Source organism: Streptomyces sp. NBC_00075, assembly GCF_045041225.1.
GTDB classification, from domain to species: domain Bacteria; phylum Actinomycetota; class Actinomycetes; order Streptomycetales; family Streptomycetaceae; genus Streptomyces; species Streptomyces adonidis.
Genome location: NZ_CP108243.1, coordinates 6,842,851 through 6,867,897, shown reverse-complemented (window position 1 = coordinate 6,867,897; position 25,047 = coordinate 6,842,851). Strand labels below are relative to the sequence as shown.

Genomic DNA, 25,047 nt, shown 5'->3' with positions numbered 1-25,047 from the left:
ACGTGAAGTTCACCGACGGCTACTGGCTGCTGCGCGAGGGCGTCACCGCCGCCCACCCGGTCGAGGTCCTCGACGTGACGGACACCGACGGCACGCTCGACATCCACGCGCCGACCCAGCCCATCCGCCACCGCGGCGACCTGCTGAAGGGACCCGTCGTGACGATCAGCGCGCACGCCCCGATGCCCGACGTCATCGGCGTCACCTTCACCCACTTCCAGGGCGAGCAGCCGCAGAGCCCCCAGTTCGAGGTGCGGAAAGAGGAGTTGACGGCCCACACGGAGTACGACGAGGAACACGCGACCCTGACCTCCGGCACCCTCTCGATCCGGGTCAGCCGCACCACCCCCTGGCACGTCGACTTCCTCGCCCACGGCCGCGTCCTCACCAGCAGCGGCCCCAAGGGCATGGGCATCATGCGCGACGCGACGACCGGGGCCCATTACCTGCGCGAGCAGCTGGGGTTGGGGGTCGGGACCAGCGTCTACGGCCTCGGCGAACGCTTCGGACCGCTGGTCAAGAACGGCCAGGTCGTCGACATGTGGAACGCCGACGGCGGCACGGCGACCGAACAGGCCTACAAGAACGTGCCGTTCTACCTCACCGACGCGGGCTACGGAGTCTTCGTCGACCACCCCGGCCGGGTCTCCTTCGAGGTCGGCTCGGAGGCGGTGTCGAGGGTCCAGTTCAGCGCCGAGACACAGCAGTTGACGTACTACGTCATCCACGGCCCGACCCCCAAGGACATCCTCCGCAAGTACACGGCCCTGACCGGTCGCCCGGCGCTGCCGCCCCCGTGGTCGTTCGGCCTGTGGCTCTCCACCTCCTTCACCACCTCCTACGACGAGGAGACGGTGACGTCGTTCATCGAGGGCATGCGGGAGCGTGAACTCCCGCTCTCCGTCTTCCACTTCGACTGTTTCTGGATGCGCGAGTTCAACTGGTGCGACTTCCGGTGGGACCCACGGGTGTTCCCCGACCCCGAGGGCATGCTGGCCAGGCTGAAGGAACGGGGCCTGCACATCAGCGTCTGGATCAACCCGTACATCGCCCAGCGGTCGCCACTCTTCGCCGAGGGCAAGGCACTTGGCCATCTGCTCCGCAGACCGGACGGGAGTGTCTGGCAGTGGGACCTGTGGCAACCGGGCATGGCCCTGGTCGACTTCACCAGTCCGGCGGCCCGCGACTGGTACGCGTCGAAGCTGGAGGCCGTGCTCGCGCAGGGCGTCGACTGCTTCAAGACCGACTTCGGTGAACGGGTGCCGCTGGACGTGGAGTTCGCCGACGGCTCGGACCCGGAGCGGATGCACAACTACTACACGTACCTCTACAACAGGACCGTCTTCGACGTCCTGCGCAAGCACCGCGGCGAAGGGGAGGCGGTCGTGTTCGCGCGTTCGGCGACGGCCGGCAGTCAGCAGTTCCCGGTCCACTGGGGCGGCGACTGCGAGGCGACGTACGAGTCGATGGCGGAGTCGCTGAGAGGCGGTCTGTCGCTCGGCCTCTCCGGGTTCGGCTACTGGAGCCACGACATCGGCGGCTTCGAGGGCACCCCGAGCCCGGCGCTCTTCAAACGCTGGGTGGCCTTCGGCCTGTTGTCGTCCCACAGCCGGCTGCACGGCAGCTCCTCCTACCGCGTTCCGTGGCTGTTCGACGAGGAGGCCGTGGACGTCCTGCGGCTGTTCACGAGGCTGAAGCTCCGTCTCATGCCCTACCTCTACGAGGCCGCCCGCACCGCGAGCGCGGAAGGCGTCCCGATGATGCGCGCGATGGTCCTGGAGTTCCCGGACGACCCCGGATGCGCCTACCTGGAACGGCAGTTCATGCTCGGCCCGGACCTGCTGGTGGCGCCGGTGTTCAGCGACGAGGGGGACGTCTCGTACTACGTCCCGGAGGGCGAGTGGACCCACTTCCTGACCGGCCGGACGGTCACGGGCCCCCGCTGGGTGCGGGAACAGCACGCCTTCGACAGCGTGCCGCTGCTCGTACGCCCCGGTTCGGTGATCCCGGTCGGCGCGGTGGACGACCGCCCCGACTACCCGTACGCCGACGGGGTCACCCTGCACGCGTACGGCCTGGAGCGCGGCGCCCAAGTGACCGTCCCGGTAGGCGACTTGACGTACACGGTGGTCCGCGAGGGCGACACCCTGCGGGCCTCGTGCAGCGATCCGTCGGCGCCGTGGGGACTGACGGCGGGCGGACGCGAGGCGCGGGCGAAGGCGGGCACCGGGTTCCTGACCGTGGAGCTGGGAGGCGAGTGATGGTGAAGATCACCGATGTGGCACGGCATGCCGGGGTCTCCCCGAGCACGGTCTCGTACGCCCTCAGCGGCAAGCGCCCGATCTCCGAGGAGACCCGGCAGCGCGTCGAACGCTCGATCAAGGAACTCGGCTACCGCCCCCACGCCGGCGCCCGCGCCCTCGCTAGCAGCAGATCCAACGTACTGGCGCTGGTCATGCCGTTACGGGCGGGCATCCATGTCCCGGTGGTCATGCAGTTCGCGGTGTCGGTGGTGACGGCCGCGCGCCGCCACGACCACGACGTCCTGCTCCTCACCCAGGAGGAGGGCGAGGACGGCCTGCACCGGGTGGCGGACACGGCACTGGTCGACGCGCTGATCGTGATGGACGTCCAACTCGACGACCCCCGGCTGCCGTTGCTGCGCACACTGGACCTCCCGTCGGTCCTGATCGGCTTCCCCTCCGACCCGGCCGGCCTGACCTGCATCGACCTGGACTTCAAGGCGGCGGGCGAGCTGTGCGTGGAGCGGCTGGCGGCCCTGGGCCACCGGGTGATCGCCCTGATCGGCTCACCACCCGCCGTGTACGTACGCCGGACCGCGTTCGCCCAGCGTGTGGTCCAGGGGTTCACGGCCGCGGCGGACCGGAGCGGGCTGTCGTCCTCGGTGCACCCCTGCGAGGCGACCCCGGCCGGGGCAAGGGTGGTGGCGGAGCAACTCCTGCGCGAGCACCCGGCGCTGACGGGGGTCGTGGTCCACAACGAGGCGATCCTGGAACCCCTGATGGACGCCTTCGAACAACTCGGCCTACGGGTCCCCGGCGACCTCTCCGTCACCGCGATCTGCCCGGACGACCTGGCCGAGAACCTGCCCGTCCCGGTCACCTCGGTCGCCATACCGTCGGCGGAGGTGGGGGCCCGGGCGGTGGACCTCCTGATGAAGAAACTGAACGGCACGGGCCCCAGCCCGGAGACGACACTCCTGCCACCACGGATGACGGAACGGGCGAGCACGGTGATGCGGACGGCGCCCTGAGCCACGTCAAAGGCCCCGCCGCTCGAAAGCGACGGGGCCTTTGGTACTGCATAACATGGGAATTGTGGAGATGGCGGGAATCGAACCCGCGTCCAACGGTGCGGAATCAGGGCTTCTCCGTGCGCAGTTCGCTGTGCTTTTCTCGGCCCCGGCAATCACGCGAACAAGTCGCCGACGGGCCCAGTCACTGTTAGATTTCCCTCTTCACCCCGTGACCGGGATCAAGGTTTAGTCCCCTAGCTGATGCCAGGATCCGGGTCGGGAACACTCCCGGGCTGACACTCCCATTAGTGCGGAGCAGGCTCGTCGCTACCTGAAATCAGGCGGCGAGAGAGAACTGCTGCGCGGGAGAATCGCTGTTGGAATTGGCGATTATTTTTTTCGGCCTGTGGTTTACGAGATCATGGCCGCTTCCTCGGCACGCTTCACCTGCTTCGACAGCCGCTGTCGAAACCGATCATCCCCATGTTGTTTTTTCAAAGCCCTCCGAAGAGGAATCCCTCCGGAGAGGAACGGCGCACCCTCGGTGAGGTGCAGTTGCCATCGTACGTGACCAACGCGCGCCGATGCCACCTAATTCCCGGCGCCACCGGCGCTACGCGTGCTGCTGCCTGCGCCGCACCGCCGAGACCGCCCGGTCCGTCTCGCGCCGGTCCTGCTTCTCCCGGAGCGTCTGCCGCTTGTCGTACTCCTTCTTGCCTCGCGCCAGCGCGATCTCGATCTTCGCCCGGCCGTCCTTGAAGTACAGGGCGAGGGGCACGATCGCGTGGCCCGACTCCTGCGACTTGGACTCCAGCTTCTCGATCTCCGCGCGGTGCAGCAGCAGCTTCCGCTTGCGCCGGGCGCTGTGGTTGGTCCAGGTGCCCTGGCTGTACTCCGGCACATGCACGTTGTGCAGCCACGCCTCGTGCCCGTCGAGCTGCACGAAGCCGTCGACGAGCGAGGCCCGCCCCTGACGCAGCGACTTCACCTCGGTACCGGTGAGGACCAGACCGGCCTCGTAGGTGTCGATGATGGCGTAGTCGTGCCGCGCCTTCTTGTTCTGGGCGATCAGCTTCCGCCCTTTTTCCTTAGCCATAGTGCTGACCATTTTCGCACTAGGGACCCGCTCCCGGGAAAGGGGATTACCAAGGGCCTACGTGGGGTCGCCCAACCCGCTCAGCACGGTCTCCGCCTGCTCCAGTGCTCCCTGGTCGGCGTCGAGGTCGGGCGTGAGGCCCACGCCGTCGACGCCGCGCCCCGACGGGGTGCGGTAGTGGCCGACGGTCAGTTCGGCGACGGAGCCGTCGGGCAGCCGGCTCGGCATCTGCACCGAGCCCTTGCCGAAGGTCCTGGAGCCCACGACGACCGCCCGGCCACGGTCCTGGAGGGCTCCCGTGAGCAGTTCGGCCGCGCTCATCGTGCCGCCGTCGACGAGCGCGACCAGGGGTCTGGTGGTGTCGCCGCCCGGATCGGCGTGCAGGGCGCGCTGCTCGCCGTTGACGTCGTACGTGGCGACCAGGCCGCCGTCGAGGAAGGCGGAGGCGGCGGTGACGGCCTCGTCCACCAGTCCGCCGGAGTTGCCGCGCAGGTCGAGGATGATCCCGGCGTGGGTGGGAGCCTGCCGTACGGCGGTGCGGACCACGTCCCCCACGCCCTTGGTGAAGGCGGCGACCCTGATGACGGTGACCTTGCTGTCGGCGACCTGCCGGACGGTCGCGGAGTCCGTGGAGAGCAGTGCCCGGCGTACGGTCTCGCTCCACGCGCGCGTGCCGCGCTCCAGGCCGAGCCGGACGGTCGTACCGGCGGCGGCGTCCTGTGCGTCACCGCGCAGTAAGGAGACGACCTCGGTGACCGGCCGTCCGGCGACCGCCTGGCCGTCCACGCTCAGCAGCCGGTCTCCGCTGCGGATCCCGGCGGCGGCGGCCGGCGACCCGGACCGCACCTTGGTGACCTCGATACGGCCGTCCCGCGCGCGCCGCGCCCACAGCCCGACGCCGGTGTACTGGCCGTCGAGGGCCTCCTCCAGCTCCTCGTACTCCCCCGGGGAGTACACCGCCCCCCAGCGGTCCCCGCTGCGGCTGACGGCGCGCTCGGCGGCCTCCATGGGGGACTTGCCGTCGGCCATGGCCTCGGCAGCGGCGGCGGCGACGTCCTCGTGGTGACCTGCGGGGGCGGCGGCGCGGGCGGTGTCCGGGAGGGCCGACTTCCGCTCGGCGGGCTCGGGGAACGAGCCGGTGGCCGCACCGGCGACCAGGACACTGGCGAAGAGCAACGTCAGAGCCGCCCCGCGGCCTGCGCGGCGGGGCTGTGCGAACAGGTCACGGCCTGACATGCCGGTGAGTCTAGGACAACGCGAAGGGCCGTACGGTCGGTTGACCGAACGGCCCCCTTGGCATGCGTCACACCTTCAGGTACTTGCGCAACGCGAAGAACGCGGCCAGCGCGGGCATCAGCAGACTCGTCGCGAGGATCAGCGGGAGCTTGGTGAGCACGGCGTCCCAGCCGATGAAGTTGATCAGGTTCAGCTTCTCGGACAGCGCCAGCCCGTGGTCGATGATGAAGTACCGGGCGACCAGCAGGAAGGCGCAGGCCACACCCCCGCCGATCAGCCCGGCGACGGCGGCCTCCATGATGAACGGCGCCTGGATGTAGAACCCGGAGGCACCGACGAGCCGCATGATCCCGGTCTCACGCCGACGGCTGAACGCGGACACACGCACGGTGTTGACGATCAGCATCAGCGCGACGACGAGCATCAGCGCCATCACCGCGCGGGCCGCCCAGTTCATGCCGTTCAGCAGCCCGAACAGGTTGTCAAGGATGCCTTTCTGGTCCTGCACGGACTGCACCCCGTCGCGCCCGTCGAAGGCGGTCGCGATGACCTGGTACTTCTCCGGGTCCTTGAGCTTGATCCGGTACGACTCCTGCATCTGGTCCGGGGTGAGCGAACTGGCCAGCGGAGAGTCGCCGAACTGCTCCTTGTAGTGCTTGTAGGCCTCGTCCGCGGACTCGTACGTGACGTTCTGCACGACCGAGTCCATCTTCTCCAGATCGGCGAGGATCTGCTTCTTCTGGTCGCTCGTCACCGCGCCCTTGGCACAGTTCGGGTCGGACTCCGCGTCGCTCTTGTTGCAGAGGAACACCGAGACGTTGACCTTGTCGTACCAGTAGCCCTTCATCGTGCTGACCTGGTCGCTCATCAGGAGCGACCCGCCGAACAGGGCGAGCGACAGGGCGACGGAGACGACGACGGCGAAGGTCATCGTCAGATTGCGACGGAGACCGACACCGATCTCCGACAGTACGAACTGGGCGCGCATGGCGTGCTCAAGCCTTTCGGGGGACTGTCAGTGCTGGTAGCCGTAGACGCCGCGCGCCTGGTCACGGACGAGGCGGCCCTTCTCCAGCTCGATGACGCGCTTGCGCATCTGGTCCACGATGTTCTGGTCGTGCGTCGCCATCACCACGGTCGTGCCCGTCCGGTTGATCCGGTCGAGCAGCTTCATGATGCCGACGGAGGTCTGCGGGTCGAGGTTGCCGGTCGGCTCGTCGGCGATCAGCAGCTTGGGCCGGTTCACGAAGGCCCGCGCGATGGCGACACGCTGCTGCTCACCACCGGACAGCTCACCGGGCATCCGCTCCTCCTTGCCCCCCAGCCCGACAAGATCGAGCACCTGAGGTACGGACTTACGGATCTCACCCTTGGACTTGCCGATGACCTCCTGCGCGAAGGCGACGTTCTCGGCGACCGTCTTGTTCGGCAGCAGCCGGAAGTCCTGGAACACCGTCCCCAGCTGGCGCCGCATCTGCGGCACCTTCCAGTTGGAGAGGCGCGCGAGGTCCTTGCCCAGGACGTGCACCTGACCGTGGCTGGCCCGCTCCTCGCGGAGGATCAGCCGCAGGAAGGTGGACTTTCCGGAGCCGGAGGACCCGACGAGGAAGACGAACTCACCCTTCTCGACCTCCAGGGTGACATCCCTGAGGGCGGGGTGGTTCTGCTTGGGGTAGACCTTGGAGACGCTGTCGAATCGGATCACGGATACACCACAGGCCGTCGGAGACATCGGGGGCGGACGACCGTGACCCTACGCGACCCGGGTGTCCCGGCGCAGGCTCCGGTCACGGTTAGGGAGTGGTTGCGGCTTTTTGTACGGGGCGTAGCCCCGACAAAGGGGCGCGGGGAACTGCGCGACAAGCCACACACAACCGCCGGCCGCGAGACAATACAAGCCACCCTCCCCGGAGCGAACCGCGCGACCTCCGGAGGAACCTGGCACAGTGGAGAGGTAGAGCGGGGAACGGTTGCGTTCCCGCAAGCGTTGTGTAGGGGAAAGCGGCGCAAGGAGGGCAAGGCGCATGACGTACGACCGATTGGTGTGCGCGAACTGCGCGTCGCCCGTGAGCGAGGGACGCTGTCCCGTCTGCCGGGCGAACCGCGAGCGGCTCCAGCAGGAGAACCCGTTCGCCGGACTCAACCCGATGGCGCTGATCGCGCTGCTGGCAATACTGATCGCGGCACTGGCACTGGTGGCACACCAGACGGCATAGCCGGCCATCAGGCAGCCAGGACCCAGGGACGCACGAAGGGCCCGGAGCGACGATGCTCCGGGCCCTTGTGCGTACGTGTACGACTACTAGGCCGCAGCGCCGCCACGGCCGCCCACGAGGCGCGGGAGGACGCGGAAGGCGATACCGCCGGCGATCATCGTGGCCGCACCGATGATCAGGAAGGTCGTCTCGGCGGCACCGGTCTCGGCGAGCTCGTCGCCCGAACCCTGGGCCGAGGTCTCCGAGCCCGTGTCGGTGAGGGCGGAGGAGCCCTCCTCCTGGGTGGAGGTGTTGGAGCCACCGTCGGGGTCGGCGTTGTTGCCGCCGCCGTCGGTGTCGTCGCCGCCCGTGCCGCTGCCGTCGTCGTCCGTCGGCGTGGCGGTCGGGTCCTCCTCGGTGGGCTCGCTCGGCTCGGTGGAGGGCTCCTCGGGCTCCGAGGGCTCCGGGTCGGCCGTGGTCGGGTCCGGGTTCTCGGGCACGGAGGGCTCGGGGTCGGCCGTGGTGGGCGGCGGGTCCTCGGGCAGGGTCGGAACCCCGGTGTCGGTCGGGGTCGGGTCCGGGCTCGGCGTACCGGCACAGACCACGAGCACGCATTCCTCGTCGTCTGCGGAGGCAATACCCGCGGCGGTGAAGGACGCACCGGCGGCGATCACCGCTCCGGCCGCGATCCGCGCGACCCGGATCCGCGTCTTATTCGTCATATGGCTGCTACCCCCAGTAGCTGAATTCATCGGTGGAGCCGCGCTCGGGGCGGTGATCGACAGGGAGTTGAGCACCCCCCGGTTCACATGCGCCCCAGAGATACGCATGCCGCGCGTTACCCTTCCGATTTTCCAAGGGAACGTCAAGGTCGTTGCGTACGCAATGTCCGCTTGTTCCATCATTGCCGCACATAGACCCTGTGAATGTGACGTAAAGCAAAGCAACCGCCGCCCGATTGGCGGCGGTTGCTTTGTCGATAAGGCGTTCTCTGCGGGCCCTACTTCTCCTGCTGCTTGCGCCAGCGAATCCCGGCTTCGAGGAAACCGTCGATCTCGCCGTTGAACACGGCCTCGGGGTTGCCGACTTCGAACTCCGTCCGCAGGTCCTTGACCATCTGGTACGGGTGCAGGACGTACGAACGCATCTGGTTGCCCCAGGAGTTGCCGCCGTCGCCCTTGAGCGCGTTCATCTTGGCCTGCTCCTCCTGGCGGCGGCGCTCGAGGAGCTTGGCCTGGAGGACGTTCATCGCGGTGGCCTTGTTCTGGATCTGCGACCGCTCGTTCTGGCAGGAGACCACGATGCCGGTGGGGATGTGGGTCAACCGCACCGCGGAGTCGGTGGTGTTGACGCCCTGGCCGCCGGGACCGGAGGAGCGGTAGACGTCGACCCGCAGCTCGGACTCGTCGATCTCGATGTGATCGGTCGTCTCCACCACGGGCAGGATCTCGACACCGGCGAAGGAGGTCTGGCGACGCCCCTGGTTGTCGAAGGGCGAGATGCGCACGAGGCGATGCGTGCCCTGCTCGACGGAGAGCGTGCCGTAGGCGTACGGCACCTGAACGGCGAAGGTGGTCGACTTGATGCCGGCCTCCTCCGCGTACGAGGTCTCGTAGACCTCGGTCTTGTAGCCCTTCTGCTCGGCCCACCGCAGGTACATCCGCTGAAGCTTCTCGGCGAAGTCGGCGGCGTCCACGCCACCGGCCTCGGCGCGGATGTTGACGAGGGCCTCGCGGGAGTCGTACTCGCCGCTGAGCAGCGTACGGACCTCCATCTCGTCCAGCGCCTTCTTGACGGAGGTCATCTCGGCCTCGGCCTCGGCGCGGGTGTCCGGGTCGTCCTCCTCCTCGGCCATCTCGAAGAGCACGCTCAGATCGTCGATCCGCCCGCGCAGCGCCTCGGCCTTCCTCACCTCCGCCTGGAGGTGGGAGAGCTTGCTGGTGATCTTCTGCGCTTCCTCCGGGTCGTCCCACAGGGACGGCGCTGCCGCCTGCTCCTCGAGCACGGCGACATCTGCCCTCAGCTTGTCGAGGTCCAGGACGGCCTCGATCGACTCCATGGTCGAGGAGAGGGACTTGAGCTCTTCGGATACATCGACGACTGCCACGACACCAGCGTAACGGCTCCACCGAGCGACAGACTTTCCCCCAGCCGAACCGCCTTTTCCTCGCCCCCGCCGCCCCTACCCGTTCCCATCCCTCGGGGGCTCCGCCCCCGAACCCCCGCTCCTCAAACGCCGGAGGGCTGGTTTGTCAGCCCGTCCGGCGTTTGAGGACAAAGGGGGGTCTGGGGGCGCAGCCCCCAGGGATGGGAACGGGTAGGGGCGGCGGGGGCGAAATGGCCCCTCACGGTGACGCCGGTGCCGAGTTCTTCGTGTCCTGGGGGGTCGCCCCCGCGTCGTCCCCGGACGTGGCCAGCCACGTGCCGACCCCCACCGCCGCCACCAGAGCCACCGCAGCGACCCCCAGCGTCAGCCGACGCCGCCGCGCCGAAGCCCGATGCCTGGCCGAGCCAGGACGCGGCGCCCCCGCCGGACGCGGCACACGCGCCGTCCCCAGCGCCCCACCCGCCAGCTCATCCGGCCCAGGCACCCGCATCGACGTATGCGTGTCCCGGTTCGAGTCCGGCTTCGCCCCCCGCACCAGAGGCACCGCCCCCCTCCGCACCCGCTCCCCCACCGGCACGGCAACCTCGTCGTACACCTCGCCCTGAGAAACCTGCCCCTCGCCCTGGCCCTCCCCCGCGTCCTCCGACTCGGGCTCGTCCACGTCCAGCGGCGGCATCCCCACCAGCAACGGCAGCTGCTCCCGCAGCCGCACCCCCAGCTCGGACGCCCGCAACCGAGACGCCGGCGCCTTGGCCAGGCACTGCACGAGGAGCTGCCACAGTTCCTCCGGGATCCCGGGGAGCGGGACCACCGTCTCCGTCACATGCCGGCGCAGCACCGCACCGGGATGGCCGCCGCCGAAGGGCGTGAAGCCGGCCAGCAGCTCGTACAGGACGGTCGCCAGCGCGTAGATGTCGACCGCCGCGCGCGGGGGCAGGCCCTCCACGATCTCGGGGGCGAGGTAGTCCGGCGTACCGATGATCTTCGTGGCCCGGGTCCGCCGCGGTGAGTCGATGAGCTTCGCGACGCCGAAGTCCGTGAGGAGGGCGGGGTGCGAGCCGCCGGGGCCCAGCGGGCCCTGCATGTCCAGCAGGACGTTCTCCGGCTTGACGTCGCGGTGCACGACCCCGGCGGCGTGCGCGGCGGCCAGCCCGTCGGCGACGTCGGCCACTATCGCGACCGCGGCCTCGGGTGCGAGGCGGCGCTCCCGGTCGAGCCGGGTGCGCAGGTCCGTACCCCGCACCAGGTCCATGACGAGCGCGAGGTCGTTCCCGTCGACCACCAGGTCCCGTACGGACACGATGTTCGGGTGTTCGAGACCGAGCAACGCGGTCCGCTCCTGTACGAAGCGTCCGACGAGCTCCTGGTCCGACGCCAGGTCCTCGCGCAACAGCTTGACGGCGACGGGCCCCTCGGGTCCCTCGCCCAGCCACACCGTGCCGGCGCTGCCCCGCCCCAGGATCTGGTTGGCGGTGTACCGGCTGCCGATCTTCCGTGCCAAGACTGCTCCTACAGACGCGTAACACCAGCGGCTATGCCACGGGTCCCCGGGACCCCCAGCCGACGAGACCTCGACCTCAGCCGAGACTGCGCCGACCCGGGGGCCACCCCCGGACCCCCGGCCGACAAAGCCTCGACCTCAGCCGATAAAACTACGCGTCCGGAGCCGTAACCTTCACCGCCAGGACGGAAATCACCCGCCAGGTGTCGACAAATCCCCAGAGTCGTACCGGAATCACAGTCGGAGCGCAGCCCATCTGCTCCTCAATTGCCTCGACTTCCGCCGGATTGCCCGGACCATGGCAGGACACCGCGGCAGGACACCACCACGCGACCGCCGACCGGAGCGCTACTGCACGCGCGCGGGCTAGTTCCCGGCGCCCCCAGGACCCCCGGAACCGCCAGAGCCCCCGGAGCCACCGCCCAGATCCCCTATCCACCCGCTGACGGTGTCGATCCAGTCACCGATCTGCTCGAAGAACCCCTTCGTCGAACCGATCCACCCCTGGAGCGGGCTCAGTTCCCAGATCAGCCACGCGGCGACGAACAGGATGACGATCGTGAACAGGCACCCCTTGAGGCAGCCGAGCCCGGGGATCTTCATCGGGTTGGCACTGCGCCGGCGGGGCTCCCTCGGCTCGCGCGGCGGCCGGCCCTCGGGCTGCTGAGGGCGCTGGGGCTGCTGCGGCGCGGGCGCCGGGGCGGGCGGGGCGTACCGCTGCGGCTGCTGCTGGTGCTGCGGCGGCGCGTACTGCTGGTGCTGGGGCGGCCGGCCCTGTCCGGGCCCCTGCGGGTACCCGTATCCGGGCTGCGGCTGCGGCCCCCGCTGCTGCTGGTACGGCGGCTGCTGGGGCTGTTGCTGCGGCGGCCGGCCCGGCTGTCGCTGGGGGCGGCGGCGCAGGGGGTCCTCGCCGGGGTCCAGGTACTGGACCTGCGTCTGCTCGTTGCGGTCCCGGGCGGCGCGCAGCTGGTTCTGCCAGGGGTGCGGCTCCTCGGGGCTGCCAGGCCCTCCTGGCCGGTTCTGCGGCACCGGCGGCATGACGGCCGTGGGGTCCGCGGCGCCGAAGGAACCCGAACCCGCGGGAACGGGCCCCCCGGTGTGCGGCAGCACGCTGGTGGCGGCGTTCGGGTCGTACGCCCCCTGCGCTCCCCCACCGTGGGGCAGCACCTGGGTCGGGTCGCCCGCTCCGGGCACCGCGGTCGGCGCCGGATCCGGGGCGAGCAGATGGACGACCCCCTCGGCCGCCGCGATCTGCATCGAGTTGGAGTGGACGCCGATGCCCTCGGCGACGACACGCAGCCCGCGCGCGAGGTTCTCGGCGCTGGGCCGTTCGTCCGGGTTCTTGCGCAGGCAGCGCTCGATGACCGTCCACAGGGGTTCGGGCACGGTCGACGGGCGGCGCGGCTCGGCGTTGAGGTGCTGGTGCAGCACTTCGAGGGCGGACTCGCCGCCGAACGGCGGACGGCCGGTGACCAGCTCGTACAGCAGGATGCCGGCGCCGTAGATGTCGACGGCGGAGGTCTGCGGACGGCCCTCGGCGGACTCCGGGGCGACGTACGCGGGCGTGCCGACGAACTCGTGGGTGCGGGTGAGGCCCGGGGAGTCGGCGAGGCGGGCGATGCCGAAGTCGGTGAGCATCGGGTGCATCCGGCCGTTGTCCTGCATGAGCAGGACGTTGGCGGGCTTCAGGTCCCGGTGCACGACGCCGTCGGCGTGGCTGACGGCGAGCGCGTCGGCGATCTGGGCGGTGAGGAGGGAGGCGGCGACGGGCGTGAAGGGGCCGTTCTCCCGCAGGTAGCGGTGCAGGTCGGGACCGTCGATGAGATCCATGACCAGCGCCAGCAGATCGCCCTCGACCACCAGGTCCCGTACCCGGACGATGTTCGGGTGGGTCAGCCGCAGCAGCACGGACCGCTCGCGCAGGAAGCGCATCACGATGTCCGCGTCGTTGGCGAGCTCCTCCTTGAGGACCTTGATCGCCACGGTCTCGCCGGGCTGGCCTGCCACCGCGGCCTCGGCTCCCGCGGTCTCCCTCTGGCGGGCACGCCAGACGGTGCCTGTGGCGCCGCGTCCCAGCGGCTCCTCAAGGAGGTACTTGCTCCCTACCGGCCGCACGTCATGGCTCCCTTGCGTACGTACATCCCGTACACGCATCCCGTACACGGTGTTCCGACCCACTGTAGTGCCGTGTTCCCGGGACCCCCTGGGAACGGCCGCCGTCCATGTACGGCTACGTACGGCCTCCCGCACATGTTCGATGGAAAGACGCCCGATTCGGTCGCTTCGGTTGCCGGATCCCGAACGTGACCGATCTCAAACCGATAACCAAACCGATCCGAATCGGACAGCCGCCGCTCACTGGTCAGGCACTTTTGCGGGCAGAGGTGACCATTCAAGATCACTTATGGGTGGGGGGCGGGCGCGTTGTCAGTGGCAGGTGCGAGGATGCCTCCAGTACTGGCCGACGTGCTCGTGTGCGGTGGGGGAAGTCCGCGGTGGTGGGACCCGTGGCGTGGCTTCGTCCTCCTTCCCGGGTGCCCGCGCAGAAGGGACCGCTGACGGCGATGCAGATCCGGCTGACCGTCGTAGACCCGCTGGGGCCGCCCTCGGAGCCGTGGGCGCGTGCCGCGAGCTGCGACGTACTGGTCACCGCGCCCGCCGGCACGGCGCTCGCCGCGGTCGCCTCGGCCCTGGCCTCGGCGGTCGCGGGCGACGGTGCGTCGATGCCCGAGCGCGGCCCAGGCCGCGAGAGCGGCGGCGCGGTGGTGCTGTACGTGGGCGACCAGCGCCTCGACACCCAGCGCTGCACCCTGGGCGAACCCCCGTTGGTCGACGGCGCCGTGCTGGCCCTCGGCACCCCCGCGGAGCCCGAGCCGCACCCCGAGGCGGACGAGGCGGCGGCCCAGCTCCATGTGGTGGCGGGACCGGACGCGGGCGGGGTCCATCTGCTGCACGGCGGCCAGATCACCATCGGCCGCTCCGCCGACGCCGACGTCCCGCTGGACGACCCGGACGTCTCCCGGCTGCACTGCGCGGTCACGGTCGCGGCGGACGGCCGGATAGCGGTCGCGGACCTCGGCTCCACGAACGGCACGACCCTCTCGGGCGCCCGCCTCGGCTCCCGCCCGGTCCGCCTCGCACCGGGCGCCCTGCTGCGCATCGGCGAGTCGGCCCTGCGGCTGACGCCACCTGGCGACGCCGCCACGCGCGTGGGCACGACGCCGGACGGCGAGGGCCATGTCCGCGTGAGCGTCACCCCGGGGAGTACGAAGGCCCCGGGCCGTCCGTCGAACGACGCCGCCCAGGAGGCCGACGAGGACACCCGCGACCGGCGGCCGTCCCAGGCATACACCGCGAACTCCGCGCGCGTGCGGCCCGGCGGCACGGCGAAGCCGCCCTCCGGGGAGACCCATCACGCCTACGGTTCGGCGAGCTGGGGAGCGGCCGGGAGCGTGCCCGAGTCGCGCGGTGCGCGGGGTCCGGCGGAGGCTGCGCAGCCGCTGGTCCCGGGTCAGGGGCGGGCACCAAGGATCGAGACCCGGGGCACGGCGGGCACGGGCCGGGTTCCGGGCGGTGCCGGGGAGACCCACGGCGCCGGTTTCTCCGTACCGGGACAGACATCCGCGGCCAGGGCGGTACCGCACGCCCGCGCCCACGACGAGGACGACTCGGAGGCGGAGGCGGAGTTCTCCGGGGGCAGCGGGCGCAAGGGGACGCCCCTGCGGGGGACGGACGTTCCGCCGGGAGTCCGCAGCAGGCGCGGTGGGCTCTCCAAGTGGGCGCGGCGGCTGACCGGCGGGCGCGGGGAGCAGGAGACGGCCGAGGACGAGGAGTACGAGGACGAAGGGCCGGTGGCCGACGCGCCGACCCCGGAGTCCACGAGCGCCGTACCACAGACACCGGCACAGGCACCGGAGAGCTGGCCCGACCCGGCGGCACTGCTGCTGACGGCCCTGGGCCCCGGCCCCCGCCTCTGGGAGCGCGGCCCGGGCCACCCGGAGGCACTCACGGTCCGGCTCGGTACGGCGGACCGCGCGGCCCCCGACGGTTCGGGGCTGCTCCCTGCCGTCCCGGTGACCGCCGGGCTGCGTGAGGTCGGGGCGCTGGGGCTGGCCGGCCCGCGCGCGCGGCTCGCGGGGCTGGCCCGCGCGGTGGTGGCCCAGCTGGCCGCGCTGCACTCCCCGGAGGCCCTGGAGATCGTCCTGATCAGCGCGGACCGCTCGCGCACCCCCGAGGAGCGCACCGCCGAGTGGTCCTGGCTCGGCTGGCTCCCGCATCTGCGCCCCGGGCACGGCCAGGACTGCCGGCTCCTCCTCGCCTACGACCGCGAACAGGCCACGGCCCGCACGGACGAACTCCTGCGCCGTCTGGAGGACCACGACACGGAGACGGCGGCGAAGACCCTCGCCCACGGCGGCGGAGAGCCGGGCCACAGTGGTTCGGAGGGTGCCCGACGGCCCTCCTGGGCGCGGGACGACGACCCTGACGAGTCGTCGGGGGCGGGCGGTTTCGCGGGGCCGTACACCGTGGTCGTCGTGGACGGCGATCCGGGCGGTGCGGCGGTCCGTGAGGCCGTCGCGCGGCTGGCGCACGAAGGACCGCGCGCCGGGATACACATCGTGTGCCTCGCGGAGACGGAGGCGGCGTCGCCCGTGTCCCCGGTGACGGAGACGTACGAGGCGGCGTGCGCGGCCTCGCCGCCGTTCCGTGAGTGCGGGGCGGTGGCGCTGCTCGGCGGTGACGTGGCCACGGCGCTGCATGTGATGCGGGTGGCACGGGCGGGGGTGAGCGCACCCGGGCGGCCGGACTCCGCCGAGGCGGACCTCGGCGGTCGCGCCGGGCTGGTCGGGCAGGGTTCCGTGGCCGCCGTGGACGCCGTGTCCCTGGCCTGGGCCGAGCGGTTCGGGCGGGCGCTGGCTCCGCTGCGCACCGACGGCGCGGCCGGAGGACGCCAGCAGCGGGTCTCCGCGCCCTTGCCACAAGCGGCGCGGCTGCTCGACGAGTTGGGGCTCGCCCGGGCCACCCCGGCGTCCCTGATGGCCCGCTGGGCGGACGCGGCCGACGACACCGAGACGCTCGGCGGCCGGGCCTGGGCCGTCCTGGGCGCGGGCCCGCGCGGGCCGGTGGGCGTGGACCTCGCGGCCGAGGGGCCGCACCTGCTGATCGAGGGCCCGCCCGGCAGCGGCCGTACGGAGCTGCTGCGGGCGGTCGTCGCGTCGCTGGCCGCCGCCGAGCGGCCCGACCGGCTGGGCATCGTGCTGATGGACGGCCGGGACGGCACCGGCGGGAGCGCGCCGCACGGGGAGGGGCTGCGGGTGTGCACCGACCTTCCGCATGTCACCACCCACCTCACGGCCAACGATCCCGTCCGTATGCGGGAGTTCGCCCAGTCGCTCAGCGCCGAGCTGAAGCGGCGGGCCGAGCTGCTCGGGCGGGTCGGCTTCGGCGAGTGGCACACCGGGCGCGAGCTGTCCGGCCGGATCGGCCCGCAGCGGTCGGGATCGGGATCGGGATCGGGCACACAGGGTTCGGCGGGCGCAGGAGAAGGCGCCGGAGATCTGGACACGCCGCCCAGTTCGACGTTGCGGTTGCGTCCGGCGGCGAGCCGACGGCGTACGGAGACACCGCCGCTGGCCCGGCTGGTGGTGGTCGTGGACGATCTGGACGCGTTGGTCTCGCCGCCGTTGGGGTCGCCGGGCCGGCCGTCGGCGGGGTCCGTGGTGCGGGCGTTGGAGGCGGTGGCCCGGGAGGGTGAGCGGCTCGGGGTGCATCTGGTGGCCGCGGCGGGGTTCGGTGGGCGTACGGCGGAGACGGAGCTGGCCCGGGGGGCCGCGCTGCGGGTCGTGCTGGATGCGCCGGCGCCTGGGCCGGACGAGCCTGCGGCGGGGCGGGGCCGGTTGAGCGGGACGGACGGTCGGAGCATCCCCTTCCAGGGCGGCCGGGTGACGGGGCGCATCCCTCGCACGGCGACGCTGCGCCCGACGGTCGCCACGCTGGACTGGCAGCGGATGGGCGACCCGCCGACCCGCCGCCCGGTCCGCGAACTGGGCAACGGGCCCACGGACCTGGCACTGCTGGCGAGCGCGTTGGAACGAGCGGCGCGCTCGGTGTCGGCGACGGAGGTTCCGTCGCTGCTGTGAGCGGGGCGGGCTTTCCTCGCCCCCGCCGCCCCTACCCGTCCCATCCCTGGGGGCTGCGCCCCCAGACCCCCCTTTCGGCCTGAACGGCCTCGTCCTCAAACGCCGGACGGGCTAGAGGGGTTGCAGGAGGGTGGGTGGCGAACAAGGCCGGCCTTGTCTTCGATCGCCGGGTGGGGTGATCTACTCAGCCTGTCCGGCGTTTGAGGACAAGGCCCGTTCAGGGCCGGAGCGGGGGTCTGGGGGCGGAGCCCCCAGGGATGGGACGGGTAGGGGCGGCGGGGGCGAGGAGCAAGGACACGACGCGGTCACGATCACCCGCTTGACAGTGCAGGCGCACTTGCCGACCCCAACGACCCGGCGTAGACCAGAGCCCACGGGACAGCGCCGAACACGTTCAACGCCGAACGACGAACGGGGCAGACATGCGCAGCAACCTTCGTACACGCACCCTGACCGCCCTCACAGCCACCGCCCTCACCCTCACACTCGCCTCCTGCGGCTCCGACGACGACAGCCCGGACACGACAGACACAAGCACCGGCACCGGCGGTGACACCTCCGCCTCCGTCCAACTCCCCAAGCTCAACGGCCAGACCCTCGAGGTCGCCGCCGTCTGGACCGGCCCCGAGCAGGAGAACTTCACCAAGGTTCTGGACGAGTTCGAGAAGCGCACCGGCGCGAAGGTCAACTTCGTACCGACCGGCAACAACACCTCCACGTTCCTCGGTACGAAGATCGAGGGCGGGCAGCCCCCGGACGTCGCGTTCCTGCCACAGGTCGGCGTCCTGCACCAGTTCGCCGAGAAGGGCTGGATCAAGCCGCTCGGCACGGACGCCCAGGCCCAGCTCGACAAGAACTTCTCCGCCGGCTGGAAGGACCTCGGCGCCTTCGAGGGCAAGCAGTACGGGATCTACGTCAAAGCCGCCAACAAGTCCCTCGTCTGGTACAACACCGCCGCGTTCGAGGCGGCGGGCCTCACCGACACCCCCACCACCTGGAAGGACTTCATCGCCACCGCCCAGACGCTCTCCGACGCCGGCTCCCCCGCCGTGTCCATCGGCGGCGCCGACGGCTGGACCCTCACCGACTGGTTCGAGAACGTCTATCTGTCCCAGGCCGGGCCCGAGAAGTACGACCAGCTCGCCCAGCACAAGATCAAGTGGACCGACCCCTCCGTCAAGGACGCCCTGACCACCCTCGCCGAACTGTGGGGCCAGGACGACCTCATCGCGGGCGGACGTTCCGGCGCGCTGGCGACCGAGTTCCCGAAGTCGGTCACCCAGACCTTCTCCGGTGACACCCCGGCGGCGATGGTCTTCGAGGGCGACTTCGTGGCCGCCAACATCAACGCCGACACCAAGGCGAAGCTCGGCACGGATGCGAAAGTCTTCCCGTTCCCCGCAGTCGGCGACCAGGCGCCCGTCGTCAGTGGCGGCGACGTGGCCGTGGCCCTCAAGGACGGCGCGGGCGCCCAGGCCCTCCTCACCTTCCTCGGCTCGACCGACGCGGCCGAGATCTGGGCGGCCCAGGGCGGCTTCCTCTCCCCCAGCAAGACCATGGACCAGGCCAGCTACAAGGACGACGTCACCCGGGACATCGCCAAGGCCCTCATCGCGGCCGGCGACGACTTCCGCTTCGACATGTCCGACCAGGCCCCGGCCGCCTTCGGCGGTACCCAGGGCGTCGGCGAGTGGAAGGACCTCCAGGACTTCCTGAAGAACCCGAAGGACGTCGCGGGCACCCAGCAGAAACTCGAGGCCGACGCCGCCAAGGCGTACAAGAGCAGCTGACGGCGCCGGGATGACGTCCACAGAGAACAAGCCCGAACCCGAAGCCCCCAAAAATCCCGAAACCCCTGGAGCCCCCGGAACCCCCACCCGTCCTCCCAGAAGCGTCACCGGCACCCGCTGGTGGGTCGCCGGTGTCTTCCTCCTGCCCGCCCTGATCCTGCTCGGCTCGCTCGTCGTCTATCCCATCGGCTACTCGGTCTGGCGCAGCCTCTACGACGCCGACGGCTCCGGCTTCGTCGGCCTGGAGAACTACGGCGACATCTTCACGAACGACGCCACGCTGACCGCCGTACGCAACACGGCGATCTGGGTGGCCGTCGCGCCCGCCGTCGTCACCGCGCTCGGTCTGATCTTCGCGGTGCTGACCGAACGGGTGCGCTGGGGTACGGCGTTCAAGCTGGTCGTCTTCATGCCGATGGCGATCTCGATGCTCGCGGCGGGCATCATCTTCCGCCTCGTCTACGAGCAGGACCCGGACCAGGGCGTCGCCAACGCGATCGTGACGTCCGTGCACGACGCCTTCGTCGACTCCTCCGTCTATCCGAAGGCCCGCCCGAACGCCCAGGTCAGCGATCTGAAGTCGTCCGGCGGGGGCTCGTTCACGTCCACCGGGACGGCCAGCCCGGGCGCCCCGGCCCTCGTCCCCCTCGTGGGCATCGCCCCTAACAAGCTCCCGGGCACGCCCGAGAACGCGAAGGCCCCCGAGGCCGCGGGTTCCGGGATCAACGGCACCGTCTGGCTGGACTTCAAGCTCGGCGGTGGCGGTACGAAGGGGCAGGTCGACCCCGGTGAGAAGGCGCTGAAGGGGGTCAAGGTCGAGGCCGTGAAGGACGGGAAGGTCGTCGCCTCGGCGACCAGCGGCGCCGACGGGACCTTCAGCCTGCCCGCCGATGCCGGCGGGGCCCAACTGCGGCTTCCCGGCTCGAACTTCGCCGCCGCCTACAACGGGATCGACTGGCTCGGGCCCACCCTCGTCACCCCGGCCATCATCGGCAGCTACGTGTGGATGTGGGCCGGGTTCGCCATGGTCCTCATCGCGGCCGGGCTCGCGGGTGTGGACCGGAATCTGCTGGAGGCGGCGCGCGTCGACGGCGCCAACGAGTGGCAGGTGTTCCGGCGGGTCACCGTGCCGCTTCTCGCACCCGTGCTGGTCGTCGTCCTCGTCACGCTGATGATCAACGTGATGAAGGTGTTCGACCTCGTCTACATCATCGCCCCGCAGCCCAGCCAGGACGACGCCAACGTCCTCGCGCTCCAGCTGTTCCTGTCGTCGTTCGGCGGTGGCGGCAACTACGGCGTCGGCAGCGCGATCGGCGTCATCCTGCTGCTGCTCGTCCTGCCGGTGATGTTCTTCAATCTCCGTCGACTCAGGAAGGAGCGTCAACGGTGACGGCTCTCGACCCACCCGTGCGCGCCAAGCGCTCCTTCGCCTCCCGTGTCGCGAGCGGCACCGCCGGTGGCGTGATGCGGCTCTTCCTCATCGTCGTCGCGCTGATCTGGATGGTGCCGACGTTCGGGCTGCTCGTGTCGTCGTTCCGCGACCCGACCGACATCGCCGCCTCCGGGTGGTGGAAGGTGTTCACGGCGCCCGGGCAGCTGACCGCGAAGAGCTACGAGACGCTGCTGGAGAACGACGCGATCACCAGCTCCCTCCTCAACACCGTCTGGATCACGGTCCCGGCGACGCTCCTGGTCGTCCTGATCGGCGCGATGGCCGGGTACGCCTTCGCGTGGATGGACTTCAAAGGGCGCGACTGGTGGTTCCTGGTCGTCGTCGCGCTGCTCGTCGTACCCGTGCAGGTGGCGCTGATCCCGCTCTCCGATCTCTTCGGGAAGATCGGGATCTTCGGCGACATCATCGGTGTGGTGCTGTTCCATGTGGGCTTCGGGCTGCCGTTCGCGATCTTCCTGCTGCGGAACTTCTTCGCGGAGATCCCGCGCGAACTGCTCGAAGCCGCCCGGCTGGACGGCGCGGGCGAGATCAGGCTGTTCGCGACCGTCGTCATGCCGCTCGCCGCGCCCGCGATCGCGTCCCTGGGGATCTTCCAGTTCCTGTGGGTGTGGAACGACATGCTGGTCGCGCTGGTGTTCTCGGACTCCCAGTCGCAGCCGCTGACGGTCGCGCTCCAGCAGCAGGTACGGCAGTTCGGCAGCAATATCGAGGTGCTGGCGCCGGGCGCGTTCATCTCGATGGTGATCCCGCTGGCCGTGTTCTTCGCGTTCCAGCGGCAGTTCGTGTCGGGGGTGATGGCGGGAGCGGTCAAATAATCCGCGAGGCACGTAACCCGATAAGCGGGGTACGTAACCGGATAAACAGCTCAGTTCATTCGTCCCCCACATGCCGCAATCGGCGTAACCAAGTCACTCCATCGGCCGTTCCCGGGCAGTAGGCCCGCGCCGACCCGCCGACCCATGGATGTGCCTTGCCCAGGTTCAGTGTCATCGTCCCCGCGTACAAGGTTCAGGCGTATCTGCAGGAGTGCCTGGAATCGGTGCTCGGCCAGTCGTATCCGGATCTCGAAGTGATCGCCGTCGACGACTGCTCGCCCGACGCCTGCGGTGCGCTCGTCGACGAGTTCGCGGCGCGCGACGCCCGGGTGCGCCCCGTCCATCTGCCGGAGAACGGCGGGGTGGGCGGGGCGCGCAACGCCGGGATCGAGCATGCGACGGGGGACTATCTCGTCTTCGTCGACGGCGACGACACCCTCGCCCCGGACGCGCTGCGGGCCATCGCCGACCGGATCAAGGAGGCGGGCGACGCGGACGTCGTCGTCTACGACCACGCGCACGCCCTCTGGACCGGCGAGACCGTCCGCAGCCCGTTCCTCGGGCAGCTCACCGAGCAGGGTCCGGCCCCCTTCCGGCTCGACGACCGCCCGCTGCTGCTCAAGCTGCCGATGGTGGCCTGGAACAAGGCGTACCGGCGGGAGTTCGTCGAGCGCGAGGGCCTCACCTTCCCGTCCGGCGCCTACGCGGACCTCCCCTGGACGGTCCCTGCGCTGCTGGCCGCCGAGTCGGTCGCGACCCTGGACCGGGTCTGCGTCCACCACCGCAGGCCCCGAAAGACCGCCGACGCCGTCTCCGAAAGCGGCCACTTCGACATCCACGAGCAGTACGACCGGATCTTCGCGTTCGTCGACGCGCGCCCCGAACTCGCGCACTGGCGGCCGGTGTTGTTCCGCCGGATGGTCGACCAGCTGATGTCGGTGCTGGGCCGCCCGGACCGGCTGCCGCGCACCGCCCGTGCCGAGTTCCTGCGCAAGTCCCGGGCCCACTACCGCCGTTACCGCACCCCGGGTGCCGCCGTACCGCTGTACGCCCGGCTCCGGCACCTGCTCGTCCGGACGGGCAGCTACCGCACGTATCGGGCGGTGCGCCTCGCGTCCGCCCTGCGCCGGCACACCACGCGCTTCGTCAAGTCCCTTGCGCGAAGCATCCGTTCAATCGCTCTGCGCCTGCACTACCGGGTCCAGCTACGGCTGCCGCTGCGCGCCGACCGGGCGGTCTTCACCAGTCACTCCGGGCGCGGGTACGGCTGCAATCCGGGCGCCCTGGAAGCCGCGTTCCGTTCCTTCGTGCCGGGCATGCGGACGGCGTGGGTCGCCCGGCCCGAGCACCATCACACGCTCCCGACGGCGACCGCCCGGGTCCGGCCCGGCACCGCCGCGTACTGGACGGCGCTGGCCCGCTCCAAGTATCTGGTGAGCAACGTGAGTTGGGAGCAGCGGTTCGCGAAGCGGGCCGGGCAGGTGGTGATCCAGACGCAGTACGGGACGCCGCTGAAGCGGATGGGCCTCGACCTCCAGGACCGCCCGGCCGCCGCCCGCGACACCGACTTCACGGCGCTCCTCGCGGACGTCGACACCTGGGACCACTGCCTGTCGGCCAACCGCCACTCCACCCTCGTGTTCGAGCGCGTCTTCCCCGGCGACTACAGCACCCTCGAAACGGGGCAGCCCCGCAACGACGTGTTCCAGCAGGCGACTTCGGCGGACGTGACCCGGCTGCGCGAGTCGCTCGGCATCCCGGAGGGCTCGGTCGCGATCCTGTACGCGCCGACCCACCGCGACTATCTGCGCGGCCCGCGCCAGACGCTCGACCTGGAGCGGATCCTGCGCCAACTCGGCCCGCGCTACGTGCTGTTGGCCCGTGCCCACCGCGTCTACGGCGCCCCGCTGACGCACGCCTCCGGCGGCCGGCTCATCGACGTGACCGACCATCCGAACGTCGAGTCGCTGTGCCTGGCCTCGGACGCACTGGTCACCGACTACTCGTCGCTGATGTTCGACTACGCCAACCTGGACCGGCCGATCGTGATCCACGCGGACGACTGGGAGGCGTACGAGGCGGCCCGTGGCACCTACTTCGACCTGCGCGCCTTCCCGCCGGGGGCGATCTCGCGCAGCGAGGACGAACTGATCGACATCTTCGCGACCGGCCACTGGCGCGGGTCGCGCTCCACACAGTTGCGGACCGCGTTCCGCGAGCGGTTCTGCCCGTACGACGACGGACGAGCCGCCGAACGGGTCGTCCGGCGGCTGGTGTTGGGCGAGACGGCCGGCGCGGCGTCGGTCACTCCGCTCGCCGAGCGCCACCCGGTGCCGTCGGCGGCCGCCGCGTTCGGCGGCGCACCGCTCGCGAGCGTGGAGCGTCTTGAGCCGAGCACCGACGGCGCGCCGGTCCCCAACGGCTCCTGAACGACGTACCGGATGTACTGGTCGTACTACTCGATGACGAGGTCGACCTCGATGTTGCCGCGCGTCGCGTTGGAGTACGGGCAGACCTGGTGGGCCTGCTCGACCAGCTTGCGGCCGGTCTCCGCGTCGATGGAGTCGGGCAGCTCGACGCGCAGCGCGACCTTGAGGCCGAAGCCCTCGCCCTGCTTGCCTATGCCGACCTCGGCGGTCACGGCGGCGTCGCTGAGGTCGACCTTGGCGCCCCGGCCGACCAGGCCGAGCGCGCTGCCGAAACAGGCGGCGTAACCGGCGGCGAAGAGCTGCTCGGGGTTGGTTCCGGCGCCGTTGCCGCCCAGCTCCACCGGCATGGCCAGCGGGAGGTCGACCTTGCCGTCGGAGCTGACGGCGCGGCCCTCGCGGCCGTGCGTGGCGGTGGCGACTGCGGTGTAGATCGCGTCCATGGAACCCGTCCCTCTCATCGAAGTTCTCGTGGAGCCCCTTGCGGGGTTCCGTACGGAGATAACTTAAGCACACAATTCAATTGTGCACAACTAGATGACGGGCAAGAGGTATCCTGGAGGCATGTCAGCAACCTCCGCCACCTCCGCCGAGGACTTCCTCCGTCTCGACCAGCAGATCTGCTTCTCCCTGAACGCGGCGTCGCGCGCCTTCAACGGCGTCTACCGCGTGGTCCTCAAGGACCTCGGGCTCACCTACCCGCAGTACCTGGTGATGCTCGTCCTCTGGGAGCACGGCCAGCTGCCCGTGAAGAAGGTCGGCGAGCATCTGCGCCTCGACTCCGGCACGCTGTCGCCGCTGCTCAAGCGGCTGGAGGCGGCCGGGCTCGTCCGGCGTGAGCGCAGTGCGCGGGACGAGCGGTCGGTGGAGGTGCGGGCCACCGAGGAGGGGGTTGCGCTGCGCGAGCGGGCGCGTGAGGTGCCTCGGCGGATCGTGGCGGCGACGAGTTTCGACGTGGAGGAGATTCGGGCTCTGCGGGCGCGGTTGGATGAGCTGACCGGTGCGTTGGATGCGGCGGCGCTTGAGGCTTAG

At 70.6% G+C, this 25,047-nt stretch carries 18 protein-coding genes and 1 other RNA gene; 9 read left to right on the top strand and 10 right to left on the bottom strand.

Features of this window, described 5'->3' with window-relative positions:
* Window positions 1-2 precede the first annotated feature (2 nt).
* Window positions 3-2,261, top strand: a complete 2,259-nt coding sequence (gene yicI, locus OG787_RS29990; protein WP_405537150.1) for an alpha-xylosidase — start codon at window positions 3-5, stop codon at window positions 2,259-2,261.
* Complete coding sequence (locus tag OG787_RS29985) at window positions 2,261-3,274, top strand: LacI family DNA-binding transcriptional regulator (protein ID WP_369035608.1); 1,014 nt, start codon at window positions 2,261-2,263, stop codon at window positions 3,272-3,274. The genes yicI and OG787_RS29985 overlap by 1 nt, the downstream gene beginning before the upstream one ends.
* A 62-nt stretch (window positions 3,275-3,336) precedes the next feature.
* Here OG787_RS29985 and ssrA read toward each other — a convergent pair.
* The 5 genes from ssrA to ftsE all read right to left on the bottom strand — a co-directional run bounded on the left by ssrA (window position 3,337) and on the right by ftsE (window position 7,293).
* Window positions 3,337-3,739, bottom strand: a transfer-messenger RNA (tmRNA) gene (ssrA, locus tag OG787_RS29980).
* Between the two features lie 130 nt (window positions 3,740-3,869).
* On the bottom strand, window positions 3,870-4,352 hold the full coding sequence (smpB, locus tag OG787_RS29975) for an SsrA-binding protein SmpB (RefSeq protein WP_369035609.1): 483 nt from the start codon (window positions 4,350-4,352) through the stop codon (window positions 3,870-3,872).
* A gap of 57 nt (window positions 4,353-4,409) precedes the next feature.
* Window positions 4,410-5,588, bottom strand: a complete 1,179-nt coding sequence (locus tag OG787_RS29970) for a S41 family peptidase (protein ID WP_405537148.1) — start codon at window positions 5,586-5,588, stop codon at window positions 4,410-4,412.
* Window positions 5,589-5,655: 67 nt separating this feature from the next.
* Window positions 5,656-6,576 (bottom strand): permease-like cell division protein FtsX, encoded by a 921-nt coding sequence (gene ftsX, locus OG787_RS29965; protein WP_369035611.1) that lies wholly within the window; start codon window positions 6,574-6,576, stop codon window positions 5,656-5,658.
* Window positions 6,577-6,603: 27 nt separating this feature from the next.
* Complete coding sequence (gene ftsE / locus OG787_RS29960) at window positions 6,604-7,293, bottom strand: cell division ATP-binding protein FtsE (RefSeq protein WP_044472073.1); 690 nt, start codon at window positions 7,291-7,293, stop codon at window positions 6,604-6,606.
* 319 nt (window positions 7,294-7,612) lie between these two features.
* On the opposite strand from ftsE, the gene OG787_RS29955 reads away from it, so the two are divergent.
* On the top strand, window positions 7,613-7,804 hold the full coding sequence (locus OG787_RS29955) for a hypothetical protein (RefSeq protein WP_235478254.1): 192 nt from the start codon (window positions 7,613-7,615) through the stop codon (window positions 7,802-7,804).
* 86 nt (window positions 7,805-7,890) lie between these two features.
* Here the strand turns inward: OG787_RS29955 and OG787_RS29950 are convergent, their stop codons facing one another.
* The 4 genes from OG787_RS29950 to OG787_RS29935 all read right to left on the bottom strand — a co-directional run bounded on the left by OG787_RS29950 (window position 7,891) and on the right by OG787_RS29935 (window position 13,506).
* Window positions 7,891-8,505, bottom strand: a complete 615-nt coding sequence (locus OG787_RS29950; protein ID WP_369035612.1) for an LPXTG cell wall anchor domain-containing protein — start codon at window positions 8,503-8,505, stop codon at window positions 7,891-7,893.
* Between the two features lie 278 nt (window positions 8,506-8,783).
* On the bottom strand, window positions 8,784-9,890 hold the full coding sequence (gene prfB, locus OG787_RS29945; protein WP_369035613.1) for a peptide chain release factor 2: 1,107 nt from the start codon (window positions 9,888-9,890) through the stop codon (window positions 8,784-8,786).
* A gap of 238 nt (window positions 9,891-10,128) precedes the next feature.
* The gene (locus tag OG787_RS29940) at window positions 10,129-11,391 is read right to left on the bottom strand and encodes a serine/threonine-protein kinase (RefSeq protein ID WP_369037486.1); all 1,263 of its coding nucleotides are present in this window, start codon (window positions 11,389-11,391) and stop codon (window positions 10,129-10,131) included.
* 366 nt (window positions 11,392-11,757) lie between these two features.
* On the bottom strand, window positions 11,758-13,506 hold the full coding sequence (locus OG787_RS29935; protein WP_369037485.1) for a serine/threonine-protein kinase: 1,749 nt from the start codon (window positions 13,504-13,506) through the stop codon (window positions 11,758-11,760).
* 449 nt (window positions 13,507-13,955) lie between these two features.
* Between OG787_RS29935 and OG787_RS29930 the strand changes: the two genes are divergently transcribed.
* The 5 genes from OG787_RS29930 (at window position 13,956) to OG787_RS29910 (ending at window position 24,018) form a co-directional block, all read left to right on the top strand.
* Window positions 13,956-17,531, top strand: a complete 3,576-nt coding sequence (locus OG787_RS29930; protein WP_405540625.1) for an FHA domain-containing protein — start codon at window positions 13,956-13,958, stop codon at window positions 17,529-17,531.
* A gap of 422 nt (window positions 17,532-17,953) precedes the next feature.
* Window positions 17,954-19,321: an ABC transporter substrate-binding protein gene (locus OG787_RS29925; RefSeq protein WP_369037484.1), complete on the top strand. Its 1,368-nt coding sequence runs from the start codon at window positions 17,954-17,956 to the stop codon at window positions 19,319-19,321.
* A 10-nt stretch (window positions 19,322-19,331) separates the two neighbouring features.
* Window positions 19,332-20,711: a carbohydrate ABC transporter permease gene (locus tag OG787_RS29920; protein ID WP_369037483.1), complete on the top strand. Its 1,380-nt coding sequence runs from the start codon at window positions 19,332-19,334 to the stop codon at window positions 20,709-20,711.
* The gene (locus OG787_RS29915; protein ID WP_369037482.1) at window positions 20,708-21,589 is read left to right on the top strand and encodes a carbohydrate ABC transporter permease; all 882 of its coding nucleotides are present in this window, start codon (window positions 20,708-20,710) and stop codon (window positions 21,587-21,589) included. The genes OG787_RS29920 and OG787_RS29915 overlap by 4 nt, the downstream gene beginning before the upstream one ends.
* Before the next feature lie 155 nt (window positions 21,590-21,744).
* Entirely contained in the window at window positions 21,745-24,018 is a 2,274-nt protein-coding gene (locus tag OG787_RS29910) for a CDP-glycerol glycerophosphotransferase family protein (protein ID WP_405537147.1), read from the top strand.
* Between the two features lie 26 nt (window positions 24,019-24,044).
* Here OG787_RS29910 and OG787_RS29905 read toward each other — a convergent pair whose 3' ends face one another.
* Window positions 24,045-24,458: an organic hydroperoxide resistance protein gene (locus OG787_RS29905; RefSeq protein WP_369037480.1), complete on the bottom strand. Its 414-nt coding sequence runs from the start codon at window positions 24,456-24,458 to the stop codon at window positions 24,045-24,047.
* A gap of 94 nt (window positions 24,459-24,552) precedes the next feature.
* Here OG787_RS29905 and OG787_RS29900 point away from each other — a divergent pair, with 94 nt between their 5' ends.
* Window positions 24,553-25,047 (top strand): MarR family winged helix-turn-helix transcriptional regulator, encoded by a 495-nt coding sequence (locus OG787_RS29900; RefSeq protein ID WP_369037479.1) that lies wholly within the window; start codon window positions 24,553-24,555, stop codon window positions 25,045-25,047.

What these genes read in the sequence shown, in the direction of transcription:
- OG787_RS29985 (WP_369035608.1), top strand. Translation starts at nt 2,261, where the DNA reads ATGGTGAAGATCACCGATGTGGCACGGCATGCCGGGGTCTCCCCGAGC.
- smpB (WP_369035609.1), bottom strand. Translation starts at nt 4,352, where the DNA reads ATGGCTAAGGAAAAAGGGCGGAAGCTGATCGCCCAGAACAAGAAGGCG.
- OG787_RS29970 (WP_405537148.1), bottom strand. Translation starts at nt 5,588, where the DNA reads ATGTCAGGCCGTGACCTGTTCGCACAGCCCCGCCGCGCAGGCCGCGGG.
- ftsX (WP_369035611.1), bottom strand. Translation starts at nt 6,576, where the DNA reads ATGCGCGCCCAGTTCGTACTGTCGGAGATCGGTGTCGGTCTCCGTCGC.
- OG787_RS29955 (WP_235478254.1), top strand. Translation starts at nt 7,613, where the DNA reads ATGACGTACGACCGATTGGTGTGCGCGAACTGCGCGTCGCCCGTGAGC.
- OG787_RS29950 (WP_369035612.1), bottom strand. Translation starts at nt 8,505, where the DNA reads ATGACGAATAAGACGCGGATCCGGGTCGCGCGGATCGCGGCCGGAGCG.
- OG787_RS29930 (WP_405540625.1), top strand. Translation starts at nt 13,956, where the DNA reads ATGCAGATCCGGCTGACCGTCGTAGACCCGCTGGGGCCGCCCTCGGAG.
- OG787_RS29925 (WP_369037484.1), top strand. Translation starts at nt 17,954, where the DNA reads ATGCGCAGCAACCTTCGTACACGCACCCTGACCGCCCTCACAGCCACC.
- OG787_RS29920 (WP_369037483.1), top strand. Translation starts at nt 19,332, where the DNA reads ATGACGTCCACAGAGAACAAGCCCGAACCCGAAGCCCCCAAAAATCCC.
- OG787_RS29905 (WP_369037480.1), bottom strand. Translation starts at nt 24,458, where the DNA reads ATGGACGCGATCTACACCGCAGTCGCCACCGCCACGCACGGCCGCGAG.
- OG787_RS29900 (WP_369037479.1), top strand. Translation starts at nt 24,553, where the DNA reads ATGACGGGCAAGAGGTATCCTGGAGGCATGTCAGCAACCTCCGCCACC.